Origin of the sequence: Streptomyces sp. VTCC 41912, from assembly GCF_045799175.1 — a bacterium.
GTDB lineage: Bacteria > Actinomycetota > Actinomycetes > Streptomycetales > Streptomycetaceae > Streptomyces > Streptomyces albulus_C.
Genome location: NZ_JBJMAB010000039.1, coordinates 55,297 through 75,856 on the forward strand (window position 1 = coordinate 55,297; position 20,560 = coordinate 75,856).

At 72.0% G+C, this 20,560-nt stretch carries 19 protein-coding genes; 4 read left to right on the top strand and 15 right to left on the bottom strand.

Going from position 1 to position 20,560, the window contains the following annotated elements; translation table 11 throughout:
• Positions 1-38 precede the first annotated feature (38 nt).
• Together ACJ6WD_RS34440 and ACJ6WD_RS34445 are read right to left on the bottom strand one after the other, a co-directional pair.
• A complete protein-coding gene (locus ACJ6WD_RS34440; protein WP_233661420.1) occupies positions 39-722 on the bottom strand; it encodes a response regulator transcription factor in 684 nt (227 codons plus the stop codon).
• Between the two features lie 226 nt (positions 723-948).
• Entirely contained in the window at positions 949-2,154 is a 1,206-nt protein-coding gene (locus ACJ6WD_RS34445) for a sensor histidine kinase (RefSeq protein WP_233661419.1), read from the bottom strand.
• A gap of 349 nt (positions 2,155-2,503) precedes the next feature.
• Here ACJ6WD_RS34445 and ACJ6WD_RS34450 point away from each other — a divergent pair, with 349 nt between their 5' ends.
• A complete protein-coding gene (locus ACJ6WD_RS34450; RefSeq protein ID WP_407617203.1) occupies positions 2,504-3,637 on the top strand; it encodes an SAM-dependent methyltransferase in 1,134 nt (377 codons plus the stop codon).
• Positions 3,638-3,745: 108 nt separating this feature from the next.
• Positions 3,746-4,888, top strand: a complete 1,143-nt coding sequence (locus tag ACJ6WD_RS34455; RefSeq protein ID WP_233661417.1) for an NADH-quinone oxidoreductase subunit D — start codon at positions 3,746-3,748, stop codon at positions 4,886-4,888.
• Between the two features lie 124 nt (positions 4,889-5,012).
• Here ACJ6WD_RS34455 and ACJ6WD_RS34460 read toward each other — a convergent pair whose 3' ends face one another.
• The 4 genes from ACJ6WD_RS34460 to ACJ6WD_RS34475 form a co-directional block, all read right to left on the bottom strand.
• Positions 5,013-6,152 carry a hypothetical protein gene (locus ACJ6WD_RS34460; RefSeq protein WP_267953491.1) on the bottom strand — a complete coding sequence of 380 codons (1,140 nt, stop codon included), beginning with the start codon at positions 6,150-6,152 and terminating at the stop codon, positions 5,013-5,015.
• Positions 6,153-6,216: 64 nt separating this feature from the next.
• Positions 6,217-7,182, bottom strand: a complete 966-nt coding sequence (locus ACJ6WD_RS34465; RefSeq protein ID WP_407617204.1) for an ABC transporter substrate-binding protein — start codon at positions 7,180-7,182, stop codon at positions 6,217-6,219.
• Between the two features lie 49 nt (positions 7,183-7,231).
• A complete protein-coding gene (locus ACJ6WD_RS34470) occupies positions 7,232-7,969 on the bottom strand; it encodes an ABC transporter permease (protein WP_407617205.1) in 738 nt (245 codons plus the stop codon).
• Positions 7,970-7,971: 2 nt separating this feature from the next.
• Positions 7,972-8,700, bottom strand: a complete 729-nt coding sequence (locus tag ACJ6WD_RS34475) for an ABC transporter permease (RefSeq protein WP_407617207.1) — start codon at positions 8,698-8,700, stop codon at positions 7,972-7,974.
• Positions 8,701-8,908: 208 nt separating this feature from the next.
• Between ACJ6WD_RS34475 and ACJ6WD_RS34480 the strand changes: the two genes are divergently transcribed.
• Positions 8,909-10,087: a betaine/proline/choline family ABC transporter ATP-binding protein gene (locus ACJ6WD_RS34480; RefSeq protein WP_331249049.1), complete on the top strand. Its 1,179-nt coding sequence runs from the start codon at positions 8,909-8,911 to the stop codon at positions 10,085-10,087.
• Positions 10,088-10,118: 31 nt separating this feature from the next.
• On the opposite strand, the gene ACJ6WD_RS34485 is transcribed toward ACJ6WD_RS34480, so the two are convergent.
• From ACJ6WD_RS34485 to ACJ6WD_RS34510, 6 genes are all read right to left on the bottom strand, one after another.
• Positions 10,119-10,610 (bottom strand): DUF3180 domain-containing protein, encoded by a 492-nt coding sequence (locus ACJ6WD_RS34485; protein WP_016574866.1) that lies wholly within the window; start codon positions 10,608-10,610, stop codon positions 10,119-10,121.
• A gap of 211 nt (positions 10,611-10,821) precedes the next feature.
• Positions 10,822-11,466 (bottom strand): 2-amino-4-hydroxy-6-hydroxymethyldihydropteridine diphosphokinase, encoded by a 645-nt coding sequence (folK, locus tag ACJ6WD_RS34490; protein ID WP_233661414.1) that lies wholly within the window; start codon positions 11,464-11,466, stop codon positions 10,822-10,824.
• A complete protein-coding gene (folB, locus tag ACJ6WD_RS34495) occupies positions 11,463-11,822 on the bottom strand; it encodes a dihydroneopterin aldolase (protein WP_016574864.1) in 360 nt (119 codons plus the stop codon). The genes folK and folB overlap by 4 nt, the downstream gene beginning before the upstream one ends.
• Positions 11,823-12,199: 377 nt before the next feature.
• On the bottom strand, positions 12,200-12,688 hold the full coding sequence (locus ACJ6WD_RS34500) for a nuclear transport factor 2 family protein (protein ID WP_037636562.1): 489 nt from the start codon (positions 12,686-12,688) through the stop codon (positions 12,200-12,202).
• A gap of 5 nt (positions 12,689-12,693) precedes the next feature.
• Positions 12,694-13,623: a dihydropteroate synthase gene (folP, locus tag ACJ6WD_RS34505; protein WP_233661413.1), complete on the bottom strand. Its 930-nt coding sequence runs from the start codon at positions 13,621-13,623 to the stop codon at positions 12,694-12,696.
• A 121-nt stretch (positions 13,624-13,744) separates the two neighbouring features.
• Positions 13,745-15,586, bottom strand: a complete 1,842-nt coding sequence (locus ACJ6WD_RS34510; RefSeq protein ID WP_233661412.1) for a phosphatidylglycerol lysyltransferase domain-containing protein — start codon at positions 15,584-15,586, stop codon at positions 13,745-13,747.
• A gap of 141 nt (positions 15,587-15,727) precedes the next feature.
• Between ACJ6WD_RS34510 and ACJ6WD_RS34515 the strand changes: the two genes are divergently transcribed.
• Positions 15,728-16,843: an esterase family protein gene (locus tag ACJ6WD_RS34515; RefSeq protein WP_233661411.1), complete on the top strand. Its 1,116-nt coding sequence runs from the start codon at positions 15,728-15,730 to the stop codon at positions 16,841-16,843.
• Between the two features lie 120 nt (positions 16,844-16,963).
• On the opposite strand, the gene folE is transcribed toward ACJ6WD_RS34515, so the two are convergent.
• The 3 genes from folE to hpt all read right to left on the bottom strand — a co-directional run bounded on the left by folE (position 16,964) and on the right by hpt (position 20,509).
• Positions 16,964-17,572 (bottom strand): GTP cyclohydrolase I FolE, encoded by a 609-nt coding sequence (gene folE, locus ACJ6WD_RS34520; protein WP_016570641.1) that lies wholly within the window; start codon positions 17,570-17,572, stop codon positions 16,964-16,966.
• A 106-nt stretch (positions 17,573-17,678) separates the two neighbouring features.
• Positions 17,679-19,685: an ATP-dependent zinc metalloprotease FtsH gene (gene ftsH, locus ACJ6WD_RS34525; protein WP_233661410.1), complete on the bottom strand. Its 2,007-nt coding sequence runs from the start codon at positions 19,683-19,685 to the stop codon at positions 17,679-17,681.
• 284 nt (positions 19,686-19,969) lie between these two features.
• On the bottom strand, positions 19,970-20,509 hold the full coding sequence (hpt, locus tag ACJ6WD_RS34530; protein WP_016570639.1) for a hypoxanthine phosphoribosyltransferase: 540 nt from the start codon (positions 20,507-20,509) through the stop codon (positions 19,970-19,972).
• Positions 20,510-20,560 lie beyond the last annotated feature (51 nt).

The following is a 20,560-nucleotide window of genomic DNA, read 5'->3' on the forward strand; positions in this document are numbered from 1 at the left end:
CGATCCCCGGCGTGCGGAGATCGACCTGGTCAGCCCGACTACGCTCCGGCGCCCCCGGCCCGGACCAGCCCCGTCTCATACGCCAGCACCACCGCCTGCACCCGGTCCCGCAGGCTCAACTTGGTGAGGATCCGGCCCACATGGGTCTTGACCGTGGCCTCGGACAGCACCAGCCGCGCCGCGATCTCGCCGTTCGACAGCCCCTGCGCGACCAGCAGCAGCACCTCCCGCTCGCGGTCGGTCAGCCGCCCCAGCTCGGGCCGCGCGGGCTCGCCGGAGGTCGCGGGCAGCATCGGCGTGAAGCGGTCCAGGAGGCGGCGGGTGGTCGACGGGGCGACGACCGCGTCCCCGCTGTGCACCGCCCGGATCGCGGCGAGGAGTTCGTTCGGCGGCACGTCCTTGAGCATGAAGCCGCTGGCGCCGGCCTTCAGCGCGGAGAAGGCGTACTCGTCCAGGTCGAAGGTGGTCAGGATGAGGACCTTCGGGGCGCCCTCCGGCTGCCCGCCGCCGCAGATCCGGCGGGTGGCCTCGACGCCGTCGAGGTGCGGCATCCGGACGTCCATCAGGATCACGTCCACCTCGGCGGTCCGCAGCACCTCCAGGGCCTGCACTCCGTCGCCCGCCTCGGCGACGACCTCCATGTCGGGTTGGGCGGCCAGCACCATCCGGAAGCCGGTGCGCAACAGCACCTGGTCGTCGACGAGCATCACGCGGATGGTCATGGCAGGGAGATCCCTTCACGGGTCGGCAGGAGCGGACGGGACGCAAGCGCCCGGGGCGACGGCGAGGAGGCCGGGGACGAGCACGCCCGATGCGAGCACGGTAGCGACCGGCCCGCCGACCACCACGCGCGCGGCGGCGACGGGTGGAGCGGGCGCCGACGGGGCCGGGCCGCTCGGCCACCGCTCCCGCGCGCGGCCGGACGGCTCGGTGGCGCGGCCGGCCGGCTCATCGGTCCGCCTTGAGCGGCAGGACCGCGTTGACGCGGAAGCCGCCGCCCGGCCGTGGCCCGGCGTCGAGGATGCCGCCGACCATGCCGACCCGCTCGCGCATCCCGATCAGGCCGTGGCCGAGCCCGTCCGCGCCGCCGGCTTCGTAGAGCTCGTGTTGGGCGCCCCGGCCGTCGTCCTCGACGAGCAGGTCGAGGTCGTCGTCCCGGTAGGTGAGGCGGACGGTGGCGCTGACGTCGGGGCCACCGTGCTTGCGGGCGTTGGTCAGGGCTTCCTGGACGATGCGGTACGCGGTCAGCTCGACGCTGCTGGGCAGCGGACGCGGCTCGCCGACCACCCGGAAGTCGACCGGCAGTCCGGCGCCCCGGACCTGGTCGATGAGGTCGGCGAGCTGCTCGACGCCGGGCTGCGGCACGTACTCCCCGCCCTCGGCCTGCTCGCCGGTGCGCAGCACGCCCAGCAGGCGGCGCATCTCGGCCAGGGCCTGCCGTCCGGTGCCCGAGATCGTCTCCAGTGCCTGGCGGGCCTGTTCGGGTGCGGCGTCGAGGACGTAGGCGGCGCCGTCGGCCTGGACGACCATCACCGAGACGTTGTGCGCGACGACGTCGTGCAGTTCGCGGGCGATCCGGGCGCGCTCGGCGGCGACCGCGATCCGCGCCTGGGCCTCGCGTTCCTTCTCCAGGCGGCTGGCCTTCTCCTCCAGCTGCGCCCAGTAGGCCCGGCGGGTGCGTACCGAGTCGCCGAGCACCCAGGCGAGTACGAACGGCACGGTGAGCAGCACCATGAAGAAGACCACCGCCCACACGGGCATGGCGATGGGGCTGTCCCGGAAGCGGAGCTGTGAGAGGCCGGGGGCGATCAGGGCGCCGGCCAGTGCGAAGCGTGAGGCCCAGCGGCGGGCCGAGGTCTCGGAGGCGACGGTGTAGATGATCACCATCATCGCGAAGTCGCCCATGTTGGGCGGCACGTTCAAGATCAGCTGTCCGAGGCCGAGGGCGGTGGCCAGCAGCAGCATCTTGACCGGGTACTTCCGGCGCAGGGCGATGACCAGGCACAGGCCGGCGCTGAAGAGCAGGGCGATGATCTTGCCCTCGAGACCCGACCGGGAGATGACCCACAGCCCGCAGAACCCGAAGAGGAGGAAAGCCCAGAAGCTGTCCACCCCCGTCGGGTGCCTGCGGAAGAAGTCATAGAGGCGCTGCACGTAACCCAGCGTAGGCAGCGCCGGCAGGCTGCGGAGTCAACCGGAGGAGCGATCCTCTTCCATCGGGCCTACTCCCCTAGGTGGAGGCCACATGCGCCAATCGTGTCGCCGCTGGGGTTGACTCATGATCATCTGCGGGGCGGATCCGTGCCCGCGTGGCGCGGCCACTCGCCTGCCGGGCCCCGGAACACGGCCCCGAGCAGGGCGCTTCTCCTCGGCGCGCGGGCTCATACCGTGGGCCGACCACCCCACCACGGGGCGACGCCCCGCGCCTTCCGTCGCCCCCCGTACCGTGGTCCGTGTGACGAACAGGGGACGCGGGCACGCGCCGAACGAAGGACGCGAACGCGTGGCGAACGAGCACCGGCGCGCCCGGCGGCCCGGCGACGACGGCCTCCCGCCCGCCCCCGAGGCCCCGGCCGACGGCCTCCGGCCCGCGCCCCGCGCCGGAGCCGACGCCACCTGGCGCGGCTGGCGGGCGGCGGCCGAGCAGGCGCTCTACGGTCCCGACGGGTTCTACACGCGCCCCGGCGGCCCCGGTCCCGCCGGTCACTTCCGCACCTCCGTCCACGCCTCTCCGCTGTACGCCGGTGCCGTCGCCGCGCTCCTGTGCCGGGTCGACGCCGCGATCGGGCGCCCCGGCGAGCTGGCCCTGGTCGACGTCGGCGCGGGCCGCGGCGAGCTGTTGGGCGGCGTCCTGGCCGCGCTCCCCGAGGACGTGGCCGCGCGGACCCGCCCGTATGCCGTCGAACGTGCCGCGCGCCCCGAGGGCCTCGACCCCCGGATCGCCTGGCTCGCCGACCTGCCCGCACCGGGCTCGCTCACCGGCCTGCTCTTCGCCAACGAGTGGCTGGACAACGTCCCGGTGGACGTCGTCGAGACGGACGCCGACGGGGTGCCGCGCCGCGTCGAGGTAGGCGCCGACGGCACGGAACGGCTGGGCGCCCCCGTGGACGGCCCGGACGCGCAGTGGCTGGCCCGCTGGTGGCCGCGGGCCGCACCGGACGCCGCCGACCCCGCCCCCGGGCTGCGCGCCGAGATCGGTCGCCCTCGGGACGCCGCCTGGGCGCGTGCCGTCGGCGCCCTGCGCACCGGGCTCGCGGTCGCCGTCGACTACGCCCACGACCGCGCCGACCGGCCGCCCTTCGGCACCCTCACCGGCTTCCGGGCGGGCCGCGAGGTCCGTCCCGTCCCGGACGGCAGCTGCGATGTCACGGCACACGTGGCGCTCGACGCGTGTGCCGGGCCGGCCGCCGAGCGGCTGACCCAGCGGGCCGCGCTGCACGCCCTCGGCGTGACCGGCCGGCGCCCGCCGCTGTCCTTGGCCACCACCGACCCGGCGGGCTACCTCCGGGCGCTCGGCGCCGCCGGTGCCGCCGCGGAACTGACCGACCCGGCCGGCCTGGGCGGCTTCGGCTGGCTGCTGGAACCGGTCGGCGGCGCCGCCTGCGCCGGCCTGCTCGCCGCCGACGACGCGGGCTGACCGGGGCGCCGGCCGTCCGGCCCGAGCGTCCGGCCCGGCCCTCGGACGGGCCGGTCCACACCACGGACCGCCCCGCTCCGCGGCGTCCCGCCCTGCGACACTGTCCCCATGACGGAGACGACGGTCGGCATCGGCGGCGCGGCGGAAAGCACCGACATGGTGTTGAACATCGGCCCGCAGCACCCCTCCACGCACGGCGTGCTGCGGCTGCGCCTCGTCCTGGACGGCGAGCGCATCCGGCACGCCGAGCCGGTGATCGGGTACATGCACCGCGGCGCCGAGAAGCTCTTCGAGGCCCGCGACTACCGCCAGATCATCATGCTCGCCAACCGCCACGACTGGCTGTCGGCGTTCTCCAACGAGTTGGGCGTGGTGCTCGGCGTCGAGCGGATGCTCGGTATGGAGGTCCCCGAGCGCGCGGTGTGGACCCGGACGCTGCTCGCCGAGCTGAACCGCGTGCTGAACCACCTGATGTTCCTCGGCTCGTACCCGCTGGAACTGGGCGGCATCACCCCGGTCTTCTACGCCTTCCGCGAGCGCGAGGAGCTCCAGACCGTCATGGAGGAGGTCTCCGGCGGGCGGATGCACTACATGTTCAACCGCGTCGGCGGCCTCAAGGAGGACCTGCCCGCCGGCTGGCTGGGCCGGGCCCGGCAGGCCGTCGCCGACGTCCGCTCCCGGATGGGCGTCTTCGACGACCTCGTCCTCGGCAACGAGATCTTCCGCGGCCGTACCCGGGGCGTCGGTGTGCTGTCCCGCGAGGCAGTGCACGCCTACGGCGTCTCCGGGCCGATCGCCCGCGCGTCCGGCGTCGACTTCGACCTGCGGCGCGACGAGCCCTACCTCGCGTACGGGGACCTCGACTCGACGCTCCAGGTGGTCACCCGGGACGAGGGCGACTGCCTGGCCCGGTTCGAGTGCCTGCTGGCGCAGACCCACAACTCCCTCGACCTGGCCGACGCGTGCCTGGACCGGATCGCGGAGTTGGCGCCCGGTCCGATCAACCAGCGGCTGCCCAAGGTCCTCAAGGCCCCCGAGGGCACGACCTACGCCTGGACCGAGAATCCGCTCGGCATCAACGGCTACTACCTCGTCTCCAAGGGCGAGAAGACCCCGTACCGCCTGAAGTTGCGCTCCGCGTCGTACAACAACATCCAGGTGCTGACCGAGTTGCTGCCGGGGACCCTGGTGGCCGACATGGTCGCCATCTTGGGGTCGATGTTCTTCGTGGTCGGCGACATCGACAAGTAGCCGAGCGGCGGGGCGGGCGGCCGGGGCGCCGCTGGCTGCGCGCGCACGACACGGCGGCGGGGAGTTCGCCCACAGGTTGTGGACGAACTCCCCGCCGCTCGGTGCGTCTACGGGTCTTCGGCGCTCAGGAGATGGCGCTGCGCAGTTCGGCGAGGTCGAGCTGCTCGGTCTCGTCGTGGGCGGTCAGGTCGATGACCTCACCGGCGCCGTGCGTGGTCTCCCCGTCGGCGGTCGCGCCGGCGGTCGCCTGGTGCGCGCCGTCGGTGCCGGCGTCCGCGGACTTCTCGGGCGCCGCGGCGGCCTCGTCGGCGGCCTGCGGGAGCGCCGCCCGGGCCGGGACGCGGGCCTGCGCCCGGGCCGACTGCTCGGCGACCGCCTCGTCGCCGACGACGTCCGCCAGGTCCTCCTCCAGGGGGGCGGTCGGCTGGTCGTGCGGGACGGTGGCGTTGCCGAAGAAGTCGAAGCCGCCCAGCGTGCGGGACACGGAGGGGCGCGGCGGGGCGATCGCGGCGGCGGCCGGCACCGGGCGGAGCTCCGGTCCGCCCACCCCCTGGGCAGCGGCCGCCTCGGGCTTCCCCTGGTCGTCGGCCCCGGGCTTCTGCTGGGTGCCGGTGCCGTCCTCGCCGGCGGCGCGCTGCCGGGCGGCGTTGCGGGGCAGCTCGCGCAGGGCGCGGTCCGCCTCGGCGAACGTGGCGGCCGGACGGGCCGCGGGCGGGCCGTCCGGGCGCCGGGCGGCGGAGGCGTGGCGTCCGCCGCCGGTCCCCGGCTCGCGCCGGGCCGGGACGAGTGCGCCGCCGGCGGACGGTTGCCCGGCCTCGATGGCGAGCAGTCGGCGGCCCTCCAGGGCGCTGGCCCGCTCGGTCTCGGCGGTGGCGTAGCGGCGCAGCAGGGCGGCGTGCTCGCTGCGCAGGCGGGCGAGTTCGGCGCGCTTGGCGCGGAGCTTGGCGTCCAGGCCGGCGCGGATCTCGCGCGATTCCTCGACGTCCGTCTCCAGTTCGGCGACGCGTTCCTCGGTGCGCCACTCGTCGCGCGCCCGGGCCCGGGTCAGCTCGGCGACCCGCTTGCCGGCCTTGCGGTCCCAGGTGCGCAGGAGGACGGCGCCGGTGACCGCGGCGGCCGCGGCACCGGCGGCGAGCACCCGTTGCACGAGGTCGTCGCCGACGAACCATGCGCTCGTGGCACAGGCAATTGACGCACCGGCGACCGTCGCGGGAGGAAGCAGCCGGTGGAGGGGTGGGGAATGGCGGTGGCGTCCTCGTGGCATGGCCAGAAACTTACCGTGCGTGCGAGACCTATGGGGCCCCGCATACGCATCCGTTTCGCGCTGGTTACTTCTTGACCAGTCCCTTGGACTCCAAATAGGCCGTTGCCACATCGACGGGCTTCAAGCGCTCGGCATCGACCTTGCGGTTCAAGTTGATCAAGTCCTCGGTCGTCAGCACCTTGGTGATCTTGTTGAGCGCGGTCTCGATCTCCTTGTCGGCGGCCTTCTTCGCATTCAGCACGGGCAGCACGTTGTCGGCGTTCTGCAGCTTCTTGTCGTCCTGCAGAAGCACCAGGCCGAAGTTGTCGAGAGTGGCGTCCGTGGTCGTGGTGAGCACCAGTTGGTCGGTGCCGTCCTTGACCGCCTGCTTGGCCTGCGGGGTCCCCACGCCCTTGGGATCGATGGCCTCGACGCCGATGCCGTAGGTGCTCTCCAGGCCGGGCTTGCAGAACACCCGCGTCTCGCACTCCTCACCCGCCGCGAGTTTGATCTTCTGGTGCGAACGGCCCAGGTCGGAGAGCGTCTTCAGCGTGTGCTTGGCGGCGAATTCCTTGGTGACCGCGAACGCGTTCTGATCGGTGGCCGCGCCCGCCGGCAGCACCTTCAGACCGCGCGGCCCGGCGAGCTTCTTGAGCTCCGCCACCGTCTGGTCGATGTCGCTGGATGCCACCGGCTTCGCCTTGGGGCCGTTCTTCTTCGCGTTGAGGAATTCCGCGAGGGTGGAGGCGTATTCCGGAACGACGTCGATCTGGCCCTTCTCCAGGGCCGGTTCATACAGCTCGCGATTGGTCAGCGTCTGCACCCGCGGCTGGTATCCGGCATCGGCGAGCACCCGCGAATAGATCTCGGCGAGCACCTTCGACTCGGTGAAACCGGCCGAGCCGATGACGATCTCGCCCTTCCCGCCGCCCTTGGCCCGGCCGCCCTTGTCCTCCAGGCTCTGCCCGCCGCACGCGGCGAGTCCGGCCGCCAGCGCCACCACGGTCCCGGTGGCCAACGCGGTACGCACCGCTCGTGCTGTGCTGCTCATGGAATTGCACTCCGTCCGTTCGGATCAGGTCGTCGGTTCAGCTCGTCGCTCAGGTCGATCGGGACGGTTCGGGTCGGGCCCCGGCCGGCGCCGGGGCCGGCGCCTTCCCGGACGGCCCGCGCCGCCGTCCCCGCATCGGGTCGAAGGCCCGGTCCACCACGACCAACACCCCCTCCACCAGCAGCGCCAGCACCGCCACCAGCACCGCCCCGGCGACCACCTGCGCGGTGTCGTAATTGCCGAACCCGGCCGTGATGATCCGGCCCAGGCCCCCGCCGCCGGCCAGCGCGGCCAGCGTCGCCGTGGCCACCACCTGGACCGCGGCCGAACGCAGCCCGGTCATGATCAGCGGGTAGGCGAGCGGTATCTCCACCCGCCGCAACAGCTGCGGCCCCGACATCCCCATCCCGCGGGCCGCCTCGACCACGTCGCGGTCCGCCTCGCGTATGCCCAGATAGACGTTGGTCAGCAGGGGCGGCACCGCGAACAGCACCAGCGCGATGACCGTCGGCCAGTCGCCGTGCGACCCCAACGGACTGAGCGTCAGCAGCACCAGGACCGCGAACGTAGGCACCGCGCGCCCCACGTTGGAGATGTTGATCGCCAAGGCCCCGCCCTTGCCGATGTGGCCCAGCCACAGCGACACCGGCAGGGCTATCAGGCAGGACAGCACCAGGCAGATCCCGCTCAACCAGAGGTGCTCACCGAGGCGGTGCCACACCCCCTTCTCCCCGGCCCAGTTGGCGGCCGTGCCCAGCCACTGCCAGGCCCCCGTGATCGCGTCCACGCTCACCCCACCGCCTTTGTCACGGTCGCCCCGCGCCGCGTGCGGCGGCCCGCGGACCGCGCCCGCGTCCACGGCGTCAACAACCGCTGCAGCCCCAACAGGAGCAGGTCCGCCACCAGCGCCAACAACACGCACAGCACCGAGGCGGTCAGCACCTCCGCCTTGAAGAAGCCCTCCATGCCGCTGGCGATGAGATTGCCCAACCCGCCGTATCCGACGACCGAACCGATCGTCGTCATCGCCACCGTCGAGACCGTGGCGATCCGCACGCCGGCCACCAACGCCGGCAGCGCGAGCGGAAGCTCCACCTCGAACAGCAGCCGCGCCGGGCCGTACCCCATCCCGCGGGCGGCCTCCCGCACCTCGGCCGGCACCGCGTCCAGACCGGCGAGGACGTTGCGCACCAGGATCGTCAGCGAATAGAGCACCAGGCCCGTGACGACCACCGACGGCGACACCCCGAAGACCGGTGTCAGCAGCGCGAACATCGCCAGCGACGGCACCGTGTACAGCACCGTCGTCAGCCCCAGGACCGGCCCCGCGACGCCCCGCCGGTGCCGCGCCAGCAACGCCAGCGGAAACGCGATCAGCAGCCCGAGCACCACCGACACCACCGTGATGCCGACGTGCTGGAGCGTGGCGTCCAGCAACTCCTGGCTCCGGGTGCGGAGGTACTCCCCGCAGATCCAGTCGTTCCGCTCCAGGCAGCCGGACCCGCCGCCCTGCGCCATGGACTGAGCGCCCATCAATGCCTGCGCCGCACGCGCCGGTGCCTCCACCGCCGTCACCTCCCCCGCTCGCCGATACCGTGGTGACTGTCTGCGACCCTAACCCCCACCACTGACAATCACCGCGGCCCGGCATCCACTCGCAACACCGCGTTCACGGCACCCGCGCACGGCGCGTACACAATGGGGCCCGTCCACACAGGGGGAATTCATGATCCGCTTCGAGCACGTCACCAAGCGCTACGCCGACGGCACCACCGCCGTCGACGACCTCTCCTTCGAGGTCGCCGAGGGCGAACTCATCACCCTCGTCGGCCCGTCGGGCTGCGGCAAGACGACCACGATGAAGATGGTGAACCGGCTCATCGAACCCACCGACGGCCGGATCCTCCTCGACGGCGAGGACGTCGCCGACGCCGATCCGGTCGAACTCCGCCGCCGCATCGGCTACGTGATCCAGCAGGTCGGACTCTTCCCCCACAAGACCGTGCTGGACAACACCGCCACCGTCCCGCACCTCCTCGGCCGGCCGCGCAAGGCGGCCCGGGCCCGTGCCGCCGAACTCCTCGACCTGGTCGGCCTCGACCCGGCCGTCTACGGCGACCGCTACCCCGACCAACTCTCCGGCGGCCAGCGGCAACGCGTCGGCGTGGCCCGCGCGCTCGCCGCCGACCCACCCGTGCTGCTGATGGACGAGCCGTTCGGCGCCGTCGACCCGGTCGTCCGCGAGCACCTCCAGAACGAGTTCCTGCGGCTACAGTCCACGCTCCACAAGACGGTGCTCTTCGTCACCCACGACATCGAGGAGGCGGTCCGGCTCGGCGACCGCATCGCCGTCTACGGCAGCGGCCGCATAGAGCAGTTGGACACCCCGGCGACCGTCCTGGGCGCCCCGGCGACCCCGTACACCGCGGAGTTCGTGGGCGCCGACCGCGGCCTGAAGCGGCTCGCCGTCACCCCCGTCGAGGCCGCCGACCTCGACGAGCCGCCGGTGGTCCGCCTGGACGACCCGGCCGCCCGGGCCGCCGACGCGCTCACCGCCGCCGGCGCCCCCTGGGCCGTCGTCCTGGACGCCGACGGCGCACCGCACGGCTGGGTGGCGGCCGACGCACTCGCCGCCCCCGAGGGCCCCGCCGCGGACCGGTCCGCGACCGTCCGCGACCTGGCCCGCCCGATGGCCGCCAGCGTGCCGCTCGGCACCCCGCTGCGCCAGGCGCTCAGCACCCTGCTCCAACACGACGCGGGCTGGCTCGCGGTCCTCGACGGCGACCGCTACCGGGGCGTCCTCACGCCCGCCCGGCTGCACGGCGCCCTGCGCCGCGCCACCACCGCGGACGCGACGGACCTGCCGCGCGCCGAGGTCGCCCTGGACACCGTCCCGGGCACCTGAGACGACGGGGCGCCCCCGGGCCGCGGCCGCGTCAGGCCCGCGCCGGCCCGGGACCGTCGTCGTCCCCGTCCTCGCCCTCCGGCAGCTTGCAGACCCGCTCCAAGAAGATCGCCGCGGCCACCACCGCCGCGCCGGCGAGCACCGAGAACCCGGCGTACACCGCCTGGGTACGGCGCGCGTCGTCCACGCCCGACAGCAGCAGGAAGACCCCGACGCCCCCGTAGAGCCCGGCGACCAACGCCGCCACCAGGGCACTGGCCTGGCCGAAGACCACCGCGCGGGCGGCCACCAACGGGTCGACGCCCTTCGCGTCGGGCTGCCGCTCGCGCTGCGCCCGCAGTCGGGACCGCAGGGAGAGCGCGGTGGCGGCGAGCACCACGGCGATCAGCGCCAGCACGATCGGCGCCGCCACCGGGACTCCGGGCAGGGAGCCGAACGCGTCCCATAGCCGGGCGCCCGCCCAGGCCAGGATTCCGGCCACCACGAACAGCCCGACCAGGACCTTGATCCGTAGCTGCTTCACCGAGCGATCGCCCCTCGCACCGTCCCGGCCACCCCTACCGCGATGACCGTGTCCGCCTCATGGCCGCACCCCTCGGTGCGACCGCCGTATCCGTCCGGCCGCCTCGCGCGCGCACGAGCGCACCGCCACGACGTCCAGGCGCCAGTACATCAGCGCGACGGGCGTCGCGGGCGCATCGTCGCCGTACGCGGCCGGCCCGCAACCCTAACGACTACTCCGGCAGCCGCAGTTCCAGGTCCGCCCGGTGGTTCACGCCCTCGTTGCCGACCGCGGCCAGCAGGGCGGCCACCGCGCCCCGGCCCGGGACCTCCGCCTCCGGGTCGACGTCGTGCCACGGCACCAGGACGAACGCCCGCTCGTGGGCGCGCGGGTGCGGCAGCGTCAGCCGCGGGTCGTCGGAGACCACGTCCTGGTAGGCGAGGATGTCGACGTCGATGGTGCGCGGACCCCACCGCTCGTCCCGCACCCGATCGAAGGCCTCCTCGATGGCGTGCCCGCGCTCCAGGAGGGAGTCCGGCGGCAGCGTCGTCTTGATCAGCACCACGGCGTTGAAGTACGAGGGCTGCGAGTCGGCGGCGACGCCCCACGGCTCGGTCTCGTACACCGGGGAGACCGCCTTGACCCGGACGCCCGGGGTGTCCTCCAGCGCGTCGATGGCGCCCTGGAGCGTCTCCAGACGGTTGCCGAGGTTGCTGCCCAGCGAGATCACCGCGCGCTTGGGGTTGGACAGCGTGACGTCCGCCGCGTCCACCTGCTCCACCACCGAGGCGGGCACCGGCTGGACGGTCGGGTCGTTGGCGGAGGCGGCGTGCGGGAGGCGGGGGGTGGCGGGGGCCGGCTGCTGGGTGGTTTTCATACTCGGCTCCGAGTGATGGTGATGGTCACGTCATCGAAGGGGACGGTGATCGGTGCGTCCGGCTTGTGGACCACCACTTCCACCTCCTGCACCCCCTCGTGCTTCAGGCACTGGTCGGCGATGCGCTCCGCCAAGGTCTCGATGAGGTCGACGGGCTCGCCTTCGACGACGGCCACCACCTCCTCGGCGACGATGCCGTAGTGGACGGTCTTCGCGAGATCGTCGGAGGCTGCCGCCGGGCGGGTGTCCAGGCCGAGGACCAGGTCGACGATGAAGGTCTGGCCTTCCTCGCGTTCCCGGGGGAACACCCCGTGGTGCCCTCGGGCCTTCAGCCCACGCAGCGCGACACGATCCACGCGAATCACTCCCACTGGTCCCGCGGCGCCACTGGCACCACTGTTCGTCGGATTCGGGCAGGCACCAGAGTCGGCCGGCGACACTGCCCCATTCGAATCTACCTGCGAGCACCGACAGCACTCGCCCATGGGGGCTATGGACAAGGCCCCGTCCTGCTGCTAGGCGGTGTCGCGTGGGCAGCCTTGCCCAGCACGGGAGATCGTCCGCGCGGCCTCTTACCCGCGTCCGCCCGCCCCACCCCTACCCGTGCCGCACTTGGCTCGAACGGGTGCGCCCCACCCGGGACGCTGACGCCGGGCGCACCCGCCCGCGCCCCCAGCACCGCAACGCTTGTGAAGCCACTCACATGTCCGCGGACTGGGATGCGACCGGGGAATCACAGCCGCCCGGGCGGCCCGTTCTCGTCGTCGGCGTCGTCGTCCTCGCCGTCGTCCCCGTCGTCGTCCTCACGGTCCGCCAGCACCGGCGAACCGTGGTGCGACCAGACCCGCCAGCCGTCCTCGGTCCGCTTGAAGACGTTGGTCGCCACGACCAACTGGCCGATGAGCGGCCCCACGGAGCCGTCGTCCTCGGCCGGGCCGCCGCTGAGGATGTTCTCCGTGCAGGTGACCAGCGCGGTGTCGCCGACGACGTCGATCTCCACGTCGGTCAGGAAGAACTGGATGTACTCGGTGTTCGCCATGATCAGCGCGTACGACCGGAGCACCTCCCCCCGCCCGCGCAGCACCGGCCACCCCGGGTGGACCACGCTCACCTGACCGTCCAGCCACAGCTCGGACAGCGCCTCGTGGTCGCCGCGCTCGATGGTCTCGTACAGCGTGGTGTTCGCCTGCTCGACCAGCTCGATGTCCGTCCGTGGGCCCAAGCCGCTCACTTCGTCCCCGTCGTCGTCGCCGTACCGCCCGCCCGCACCGCACCGGTTGTCCCGGCGCCCTTGGCCGCCCGCGCCGCGCCCTCGACGGCACGGGCCACCCGCACCGCGTCCGCGCTCGCCCTGACCTCATGCACCCGCACCGACCAGGCCCCCTCTCGCGCCACGATCGCCGACACCGCCGCCGTCGCGGCGTCCCGCTCCCGGGCCGGCGGTGGGGCGGCACCCTCACCGCCTGCCAGCACCCTGCCCAGGAACCGTTTCCTCGATGCCGCCACGAGCAGCGGCCGGCCAAGCGCGCGCAGCCGGCCCAACTCCGCGACCAGCGCCAGGTCGTGGCCGGCCTCCTTGGCGAAGCCCAGTCCGGGGTCGACGATGATCCGTTCCGGGTCCACCCCGCCGGCGACCGCCCGCTCCACGCTCGCCGCCAACTCGTCGACCACCTCGCCGACCACGTCCGCGTAGACCGCCCGGTTGTTCATGTCGATCGACTGGCCGCGCCAGTGCATCACCACGAACGGGACGTGGTGGGCGGCGACCGTCGGCACCATGGCCGGATCGGCCAGCCCCCCGCTCACGTCGTTGACCAACCGCGCCCCCGCGTCCACGGCCCGTTCGGCCACCGCGGCGCGCATGGTGTCGACGGACACCACCACCCCCGCCGCGGCCAACTCCCGGACCACCGGGACGACCCGGCGCAGTTCCTCGGCCTCGTCCACCCGGGCCGCGCCGGGGCGCGTCGACTCGCCGCCGACGTCCACCATGTCGGCACCCTGGGCCACCAGGTCCAGACCGTGTTTGACGGCGAGCTCGGTGTCGAACCACTCGCCGCCGTCGGAGAACGAATCGGGCGTCACGTTCACGACGCCCATCACCGCGCAGCGGTCCCAGTCCGGCAGTCCGGCCACCCGGCCGCGCAAGGTACTCATGGCACCAGCGTAGGCCGTGTGCCGACCGGCCGGATTGCCGCCGTCGGCTGCGCGGATCGCCCCTCCGCGGGCCCCCGCGGGGCGTCGGGCCGGCCCGGTCGCGGCCGGGTCGGCCCGGACCTCATGCCACCTTCTCCATCCCCCCGGCGGCCAGCACCGTCTCCTCCAGGTGCCCGCACGGCCGCGGCTCGGCGGCCTTCCTGCGGCGCAGCACCCGGGGCAGCTCCAGGTACCCCTCGGCCTGCAAGGTGGCCAACCCGATCCGCGGGATGTCCCGGCTGTTGCGGAACACCACGAACCGCGGCTCCCAGCGTGGCCGGAACTTGTCGTTGAACTTGTAGAGCGACTCGATCTGGTACCAGCGCGACAGGAAGATCAACGTCCCGCGCCAGACCCGCAGCACCGGCCCCGCGCCCAGCTTCTCGCCGCGCTCCAAGGAGGAGCGGAACACCGCGAAGTTCAGTGACACCTGCGCGATCCGCAGCTCCGGCGCCGCCTGCAGCGCCGCCACGATCAGCAGCTCGTTCATCCCCGGGTCGGCGCTGCGGTCCCGCCGCATCAGCTCCAGCGAGATCCCGTCGCCGCCCCACGGGACGAAGTGCTGCATCGCCTTCAGATCCCCGAACGGGCCCGGCTCCTCGCCCTCGGCCGGCGCCTGGTGCGCGGTGGCGATCACCGCGTCGCCGTCCAGTTCCGCGTCGATCCGGCCGAGCGCCATGGAGAAGCCGCGCTCGGTGTCGGTGTCGCGCCAGGCGTCCGCGGCCTTCTGGACCCGTGCCAGCTCCTCCGGCTCCAGGTCGCCGACGCGCCGCACGCGGGTGGTGTAGCCGTTGCGCTCGATCCGCTTGACCATCTGCCGCACGTTGCGCATCGCCCGGCCGCTCAGGGTGAAGTCGGCGACGTCCACGATCGCCTCGTCGCCCAGCTCCAGCGCGTCCATCCCGGTCTCCCGGGTCCACACCTGGCCACCGGTCTCGCTGCACCCGGTGACCGCCGGGGTCCAGGAGTGCGCCCGCGCCTCCTCCATGAACCGCTCGATGGCGCCCGGCCACGCCTCGACGTCCCCGATCGGGTCGCCGCTGGCCAGCATCACGCCGGAGATCACCCGGTAGCAGACCGCCGCCTTGCCGGACGGCGAGAACACCGCGCCCTTGTCGCGGCGCAGCGCGAAGTAGCCCAGCGAGTCCCGGCTGCCGTGCCGGTCCAGCAGCTCCCGCAGCCGCTGCTCGTCCTCGTCCGTCAGCCGCGACGCCGGGTGCTCCGGGCGGAGGGCCAGGTACGCGGTGGTCGCCACGGTCAGCAGGCCCAGCGCGCCGAGCGAGTAGCCCACGGTGTAGTCCACGCCGTTGGTGTAGGCGATCGGCCCCTCGAAGCCGAAGAGCCCCCACAGCACGTGCTCGGCGCGCTCCCCGAAGGACGGCGAGCCGACGATCTTGTGCGGGTGGGAGCTGACGATCACCATGCCGAGGGCGAAGCTGACCCCGCCCAGGACGACGAGGTTGGCCACCGCCTTCCAGCGGCTGCGCGGATCGGGCAGCGCCGCGAACTCCCGTCGGTGCCGGATCAGGAACCCCAGCAGCACCAGCGACAGCACCGCCCCGAAGACCGAGTGCCGGTAGACGAGCTGGGCGGCGATCCCCACCGGCAGCAGCACCACCGCCGCCCCCCAGGCCCGCCGCTTGCGCCGCTTGAGCCCGTGGGCCAGGAGCAGCAGCAGGATCCCGACCACGAGGGAGGCGGAGGCCGCCAGCGGGCTCACCGCGCCCGGCAGCACCTCGGCCACCGCGTGCACCCGGCTGTGCCGGAAGCGCGGGAAGATCCCGGACACCACGTTGAGCAGACCGACCACGACTCCGGCCGTGCCCACCAGCCGCGGTACCGATGCGGGCCGTGGGCCGCGGAGCCAGCGTGGCGCAGACCACGCAACCTTCTCCGACTTTTCGCCATCTAGCCTGTCAGACATCACTTTCCCGTCGCCCCGGTCGAGAGAACGTGCGAGCCTTAGTCGCAGCATCTGGACTTTTGCGCCCTGTATGACGGCGTCTCAGGGCTCGGGGTTCCACTTGCGGTCCGGATGGCCCGGCCGCCCGGAAGAAAGCACCACATGGGTCTCACCAGCAAGAAAGTGCTGCTTCTTGCCGTTCTCGTCGCGGTGGCACTGTTCGTCCTGACGATCTGGCTCTGGCCGCGGCTCTCCAAGGGCAACTGGCGCGCCGTGCTCGGCCGCATCGGACTGCTCTTCGCCACGCAGCTCTCGCTCTTCGCGGCCATCGGCCTCTTCGCCAACAACACCTTCGGCTTCTACGCCTCCTGGGCCGACCTCTTCGGCCAGGAGCAGGAGCCGGGCGTGGTCACCAACTACAAGTCCGGCACGAACGGCACCAACCTCAAGATGCTGGGCACCGAGCGCCTGAGCATCCAGGGCGCCTCCGTCCCGGCGACCGCCGGCCGGCTGGACAAGGTCCTGATCCGCGGTGAGAAGTCCAAGATCGCCAGCCCGGCGTACGTCTACCTGCCGCCGCAGTACTTCCAGCCGCAGTACGCGCACAAGAAGTTCCCGGCGGCGGTGATCCTCACCGGCTACCCGGGCACCGCCGAGGCGCTGTACAAGAAGCTGCACTACCCGCAGACCCAGTACGCCCTGCTCAAGGGCAACCGCGTCCAGCCGACCGTCCTGGTGATGATGCGCCCGACCGTGGCCCCGCCGCGGGACACGGAGTGCGTGGACATACCCGACGGCCCCCAGACCGAGACGTTCTTCGCGCACGACCTGCGCCACGACATCAGCGGCGAGTACCGCGTCGGCAAGGACGCCAAGAGCTGGGGCATCATGGGCGACTCCACGGGCGGCTACTGCGCCCTGAAGCTGACCATGCGCAACCCCCACGCGTACTCCACCGCGGTCTCGCTCTCCGGCGACTACAAGGCACCGATCGACGCCACCACCGGCGCCCTGTTCGGCGGCAGCAAGCAGCTGGAGCGGGAGAACAACCTGCACTGGCGCCAGCAGCACCTGCCCGCTCCCCCGGTGAACCTGCTGGTCACCAGCAGCAAGCACGGCGAGAGCAACTACAAGCCCACGCTGAAGTTCATCGAGGGCACCAAGTCGCCGTCCAAGGTCGCGTCGATCATCCTCGACAGCGGCGGCCACAACTTCAACACCTGGCGCCGGGAGATCCCGGCCGCCCTGGAGTGGATGGGCGGCCACCTCAGGGCCTGACCAGGCCCCACGCACCCGGGCGCGGCCCGGGGCCCCGGCGTCAGCCGCGGGCCCCGGGCCGCGCTCCGTTCTTCCGGCTGCCGCGCTCCGCGGGGCGCGGCGACGGCCGGCGCACCGGCCTCAGCGGGCCAGTATCAGGCTCATCGCCTCGGCCCGCGTCGCGGGATCGCGCAGCTGCCCGCGCACCGCGGACGTCGTCGTCTTCGCGCCCGGCTTGCGCACCCCGCGCATGGTCATGCACATGTGCTCGCACTCGATGACCACGATCACCCCGCGCGGCTCCAGGATCTTCATCAGCGAGTCGGCGATCTGGGTGGTCAGCCGCTCCTGGACCTGGGGGCGCCGCGCGAACACGTCGACCAGCCGGGCCAGCTTCGACAGGCCGGTGATCTTCCCGTCGGTGGACGGGATGTAGCCCACGTGGGCCACCCCGACGAACGGGACCAGGTGGTGCTCGCAGTTCGAGACCACCTCGATGTCCTTGACCAGCACCATCTCGTCGTGGCCGAGGTCGAAGGTGGTGGTCAGCACGTCCTCGGGCTTCTGCCACAGACCGGCGAAGATCTCCCTGTACGCCCGGGCCACCCGCGCCGGCGTCTCCAGGAGGCCCTCGCGGTCGGGGTCCTCGCCCACTGCGATGAGCAACTCGCGCACGGCGTCCGCGGCACGCTTCTCGTCAAACGTGCCGATCGCGCCGCCCTCGACGTCCAGCGTCACAGGGTCCGTCATTGGTGCCTCGTTCCTTCTGGGCCCGCTCGAAAACGCGGAATGCCGCGCCCCCCAGGCTAAAACCTTGGGGGGCGCGGCGGGTATTCCAGGGCCGGACGGCCGTCGATCAGCTCTCCGGACGCGGTTCCTCGGTGCTCTCCGCCTTGTCCATGGAGACCGACGGTGCCGCGGAGCCGTTGGCCGGGGCCAGCTCCTTGGGCGTCAGCACCGGCGGACGGGTCGAGGGCGTACGGCGCGAGGAGCCGGTCCACGCCGGGCGGGCCGGACGCTTCACGATGTGCTTGAAGACCTCGGCGATCTGCTCCTTGTTCAGGGTCTCCTTCTCCAGGAGCTCCAGAACGAGGTTGTCGAGCACGTCGCGGTTCTCGACCAGGATCTCCCACGCCTCGTTGTGCGCGGTCTCGATGAGCTTCTTGACTTCCTCGTCGACCAGCGCGGCGACCTCTTCCGAGTAGTCGCGCTGGTGCGCCATCTCGCGGCCCAGGAACGGCTCGGAGTTGTCCGAGCCGAACTTGATCGCGCCGAGCCGCTCGGTCATGCCGTACTGCGTGACCATCGCGCGGGCGGTGGCGGTCGCCTTCTCGATGTCGTTGGCGGCACCGGTGGTCGGGTCGTGGAAGACCAGTTCCTCCGCCGCGCGCCCGCCCAGCATGTACGCCAGCTGGTCGAGCATCTCGTTGCGGGTGGTGGAGTACTTGTCCTCGTCGGGCAGGACCATGGTGTAGCCCAGTGCCCGGCCGCGGGACAGGATCGTGATCTTGTGGACCGGGTCGGAGTTCGGCGAAGCCGCCGCGACCAGGGCGTGCCCGCCCTCGTGGTACGCGGTGATCTTCTTCTCCTTCTCGGACATGATCCGGGTCCGCTTCTGCGGACCGGCCACGACGCGGTCGATCGCCTCGTCCAGGAAGTGGTTGTCGATCAGCTTCGCGTCGCTGCGGGCCGTCAGCAGGGCGGCCTCGTTCAGGACGTTGGACAGATCGGCACCGGTGAAGCCGGGGGTGCGCTTGGCGACGGCCGAGAGGTCGACGTCCGGCGCGACCGGCTTGCCCTTCTGGTGGACCTTGAGGATCTCCAGCCGGCCCTGCAGGTCCGGGCGGTCGACGGCGATCTGCCGGTCGAAACGCCCGGGGCGCAGCAGCGCCGGGTCGAGGATGTCCGGCCGGTTCGTGGCGGCGATGAGGATCACGCCGCCCTTCACGTCGAAGCCGTCCATCTCGACGAGGAGCTGGTTGAGGGTCTGCTCGCGCTCGTCGTGACCGCCGCCGAGACCCGCACCGCGGTGCCGGCCGACGGCGTCGATCTCGTCGACGAAGACGATCGCCGGGGCGTTCGCCTTGGCCTGCTCGAAGAGGTCACGGACCCGGGAGGCACCGACACCGACGAACATCTCGACGAAGTCGGAACCGGAGATCGAGTAGAACGGCACGCCCGCCTCGCCCGCGACGGCGCGCGCGAGGAGCGTCTTGCCCGTACCGGGCGGGCCGTAGAGCAGCACGCCCTTCGGGATCTTGGCGCCGACGGCCTGGAACTTCGCCGGCTCCTGGAGGAACTCCTTGATCTCGTGGAGCTCCTCGACGGCCTCGTCGGCACCCGCGACGTCCGAGAAGGTCGTCTTGGGGGTGTCCTTGGTGATCAGCTTCGCCTTCGACTTGCCGAAGTTCATCACCCGGGAGCCGCCGCCCTGCATCTGATTCATCAGGAACAGGAAGACGACCACGATGAGCACGAACGGCAGCAGCGAGAGCAGCACGCCGACGAACGGGTTCTGCTTCGACGGCGAGACGGTGTAGCCGTCCTTGATCTCGCCGGTCTGGTACTTGGCCTGCAGGTTCTTCGCCAGGTCAACGCCCTGGTCGCCGATGTAGCTGGCCTGAATCTTGTTGGAGCCGGAGACCTTGTAGTCGCCGGACAGCTCGACCTTGATCTTGTTCTCGTCGCCGGTGGTCAGCTCGGCGGATTTCACCTTGTTGTCAGCGATCGCCTTGACGACCTGACCGGTGTCCACCGTCTTAAAGCCGCCGGACGAGCCGACGACCTGCATCAACACGACCACGGCGAGGACGGCCAGCACGATCCACATGACCGGCCCACGGAAGTATCGCTTCACGTCCATCCATACGGAGCCGCCTAAGGCCCCGTCCCTCCTGCCACAGTGAGGCACAACGCCCTCGGGAGGGCTGGTCGTGCGTACGGTGTCGTATTACTCGCCCGAAAACCGATTGCCTTCGGACGGTACCCCAGCATTGTCACCCGGCGCCTGCGCCGACAGTGAACAACGAAGCCGAGGATTCCCCTCTCCCTGCTCCAACGGCGGGAAACCCCGAAGGGTTCCCGCCGGGCAGCACGGGCCGTCCGAGCGCCCGTCCGGCACGGTGACCGGCGAGCGCAGGAACGCTCTCAGCCGCCGTACACGTGGGGCGAGAGGGTACCGACGAACGGCAGGTTGCGGTACTTCTCCGCAAAGTCCAGGCCATAGCCCACGACGAATTCGTTGGGAATGTCGAAGCCGATCCACTTCACGTCGATCGCCACCTTGGCCGCGTCGGGCTTCCGCAGCAGCGTGCAGACCTCCAGCGAGGCGGGCTCGCGCGAGCCGAGGTTGGACAGCAGCCACGACAGCGTCAGGCCCGAGTCGATGATGTCCTCGACGATCAGGACGTGCTTGCCCTTGATGTCGGTGTCCAGGTCCTTGAGGATGCGGACCACACCGGAGGACTGGGTGCCCGCGCCGTAGGAGGACACGGCCATCCAGTCCATCGTGACGGGAGTGGACAGGGCACGCGCCAGGTCCGCCATCACCATCACCGCGCCCTTGAGGACACCGACGATGAGCAGGTCCTTGCCCGCGTACTCCGCGTCGATCTTCGCAGCCAGCTCCGCCAGCTTCGCGTCGATCTCTTCCTTAGTGATGAGCACCGACTGAAGGTCGGAGCCCATGTCCTTGTCGTCCACCCGTGCCACTCTCGCTCGGTTCGGTGTGCAGGTCGG

What these genes read in the sequence shown, in the direction of transcription:
- ftsH (WP_233661410.1), bottom strand. Translation starts at nt 19,685, where the DNA reads ATGGACGTGAAGCGATACTTCCGTGGGCCGGTCATGTGGATCGTGCTG.
- ACJ6WD_RS34465 (WP_407617204.1), bottom strand. Translation starts at nt 7,182, where the DNA reads ATGAGCAGCACAGCACGAGCGGTGCGTACCGCGTTGGCCACCGGGACC.
- ACJ6WD_RS34460 (WP_267953491.1), bottom strand. Translation starts at nt 6,152, where the DNA reads ATGCCACGAGGACGCCACCGCCATTCCCCACCCCTCCACCGGCTGCTT.
- folP (WP_233661413.1), bottom strand. Translation starts at nt 13,623, where the DNA reads ATGAGTACCTTGCGCGGCCGGGTGGCCGGACTGCCGGACTGGGACCGC.
- hpt (WP_016570639.1), bottom strand. Translation starts at nt 20,509, where the DNA reads ATGGGCTCCGACCTTCAGTCGGTGCTCATCACTAAGGAAGAGATCGAC.
- ACJ6WD_RS34440 (WP_233661420.1), bottom strand. Translation starts at nt 722, where the DNA reads ATGACCATCCGCGTGATGCTCGTCGACGACCAGGTGCTGTTGCGCACC.
- folE (WP_016570641.1), bottom strand. Translation starts at nt 17,572, where the DNA reads ATGACGGACCCTGTGACGCTGGACGTCGAGGGCGGCGCGATCGGCACG.
- folK (WP_233661414.1), bottom strand. Translation starts at nt 11,466, where the DNA reads ATGAAAACCACCCAGCAGCCGGCCCCCGCCACCCCCCGCCTCCCGCAC.
- ACJ6WD_RS34455 (WP_233661417.1), top strand. Translation starts at nt 3,746, where the DNA reads ATGACGGAGACGACGGTCGGCATCGGCGGCGCGGCGGAAAGCACCGAC.
- ACJ6WD_RS34475 (WP_407617207.1), bottom strand. Translation starts at nt 8,700, where the DNA reads ATGGCGCAGGGCGGCGGGTCCGGCTGCCTGGAGCGGAACGACTGGATC.
- ACJ6WD_RS34510 (WP_233661412.1), bottom strand. Translation starts at nt 15,586, where the DNA reads ATGTCTGACAGGCTAGATGGCGAAAAGTCGGAGAAGGTTGCGTGGTCT.
- ACJ6WD_RS34480 (WP_331249049.1), top strand. Translation starts at nt 8,909, where the DNA reads ATGATCCGCTTCGAGCACGTCACCAAGCGCTACGCCGACGGCACCACC.
- ACJ6WD_RS34515 (WP_233661411.1), top strand. Translation starts at nt 15,728, where the DNA reads ATGGGTCTCACCAGCAAGAAAGTGCTGCTTCTTGCCGTTCTCGTCGCG.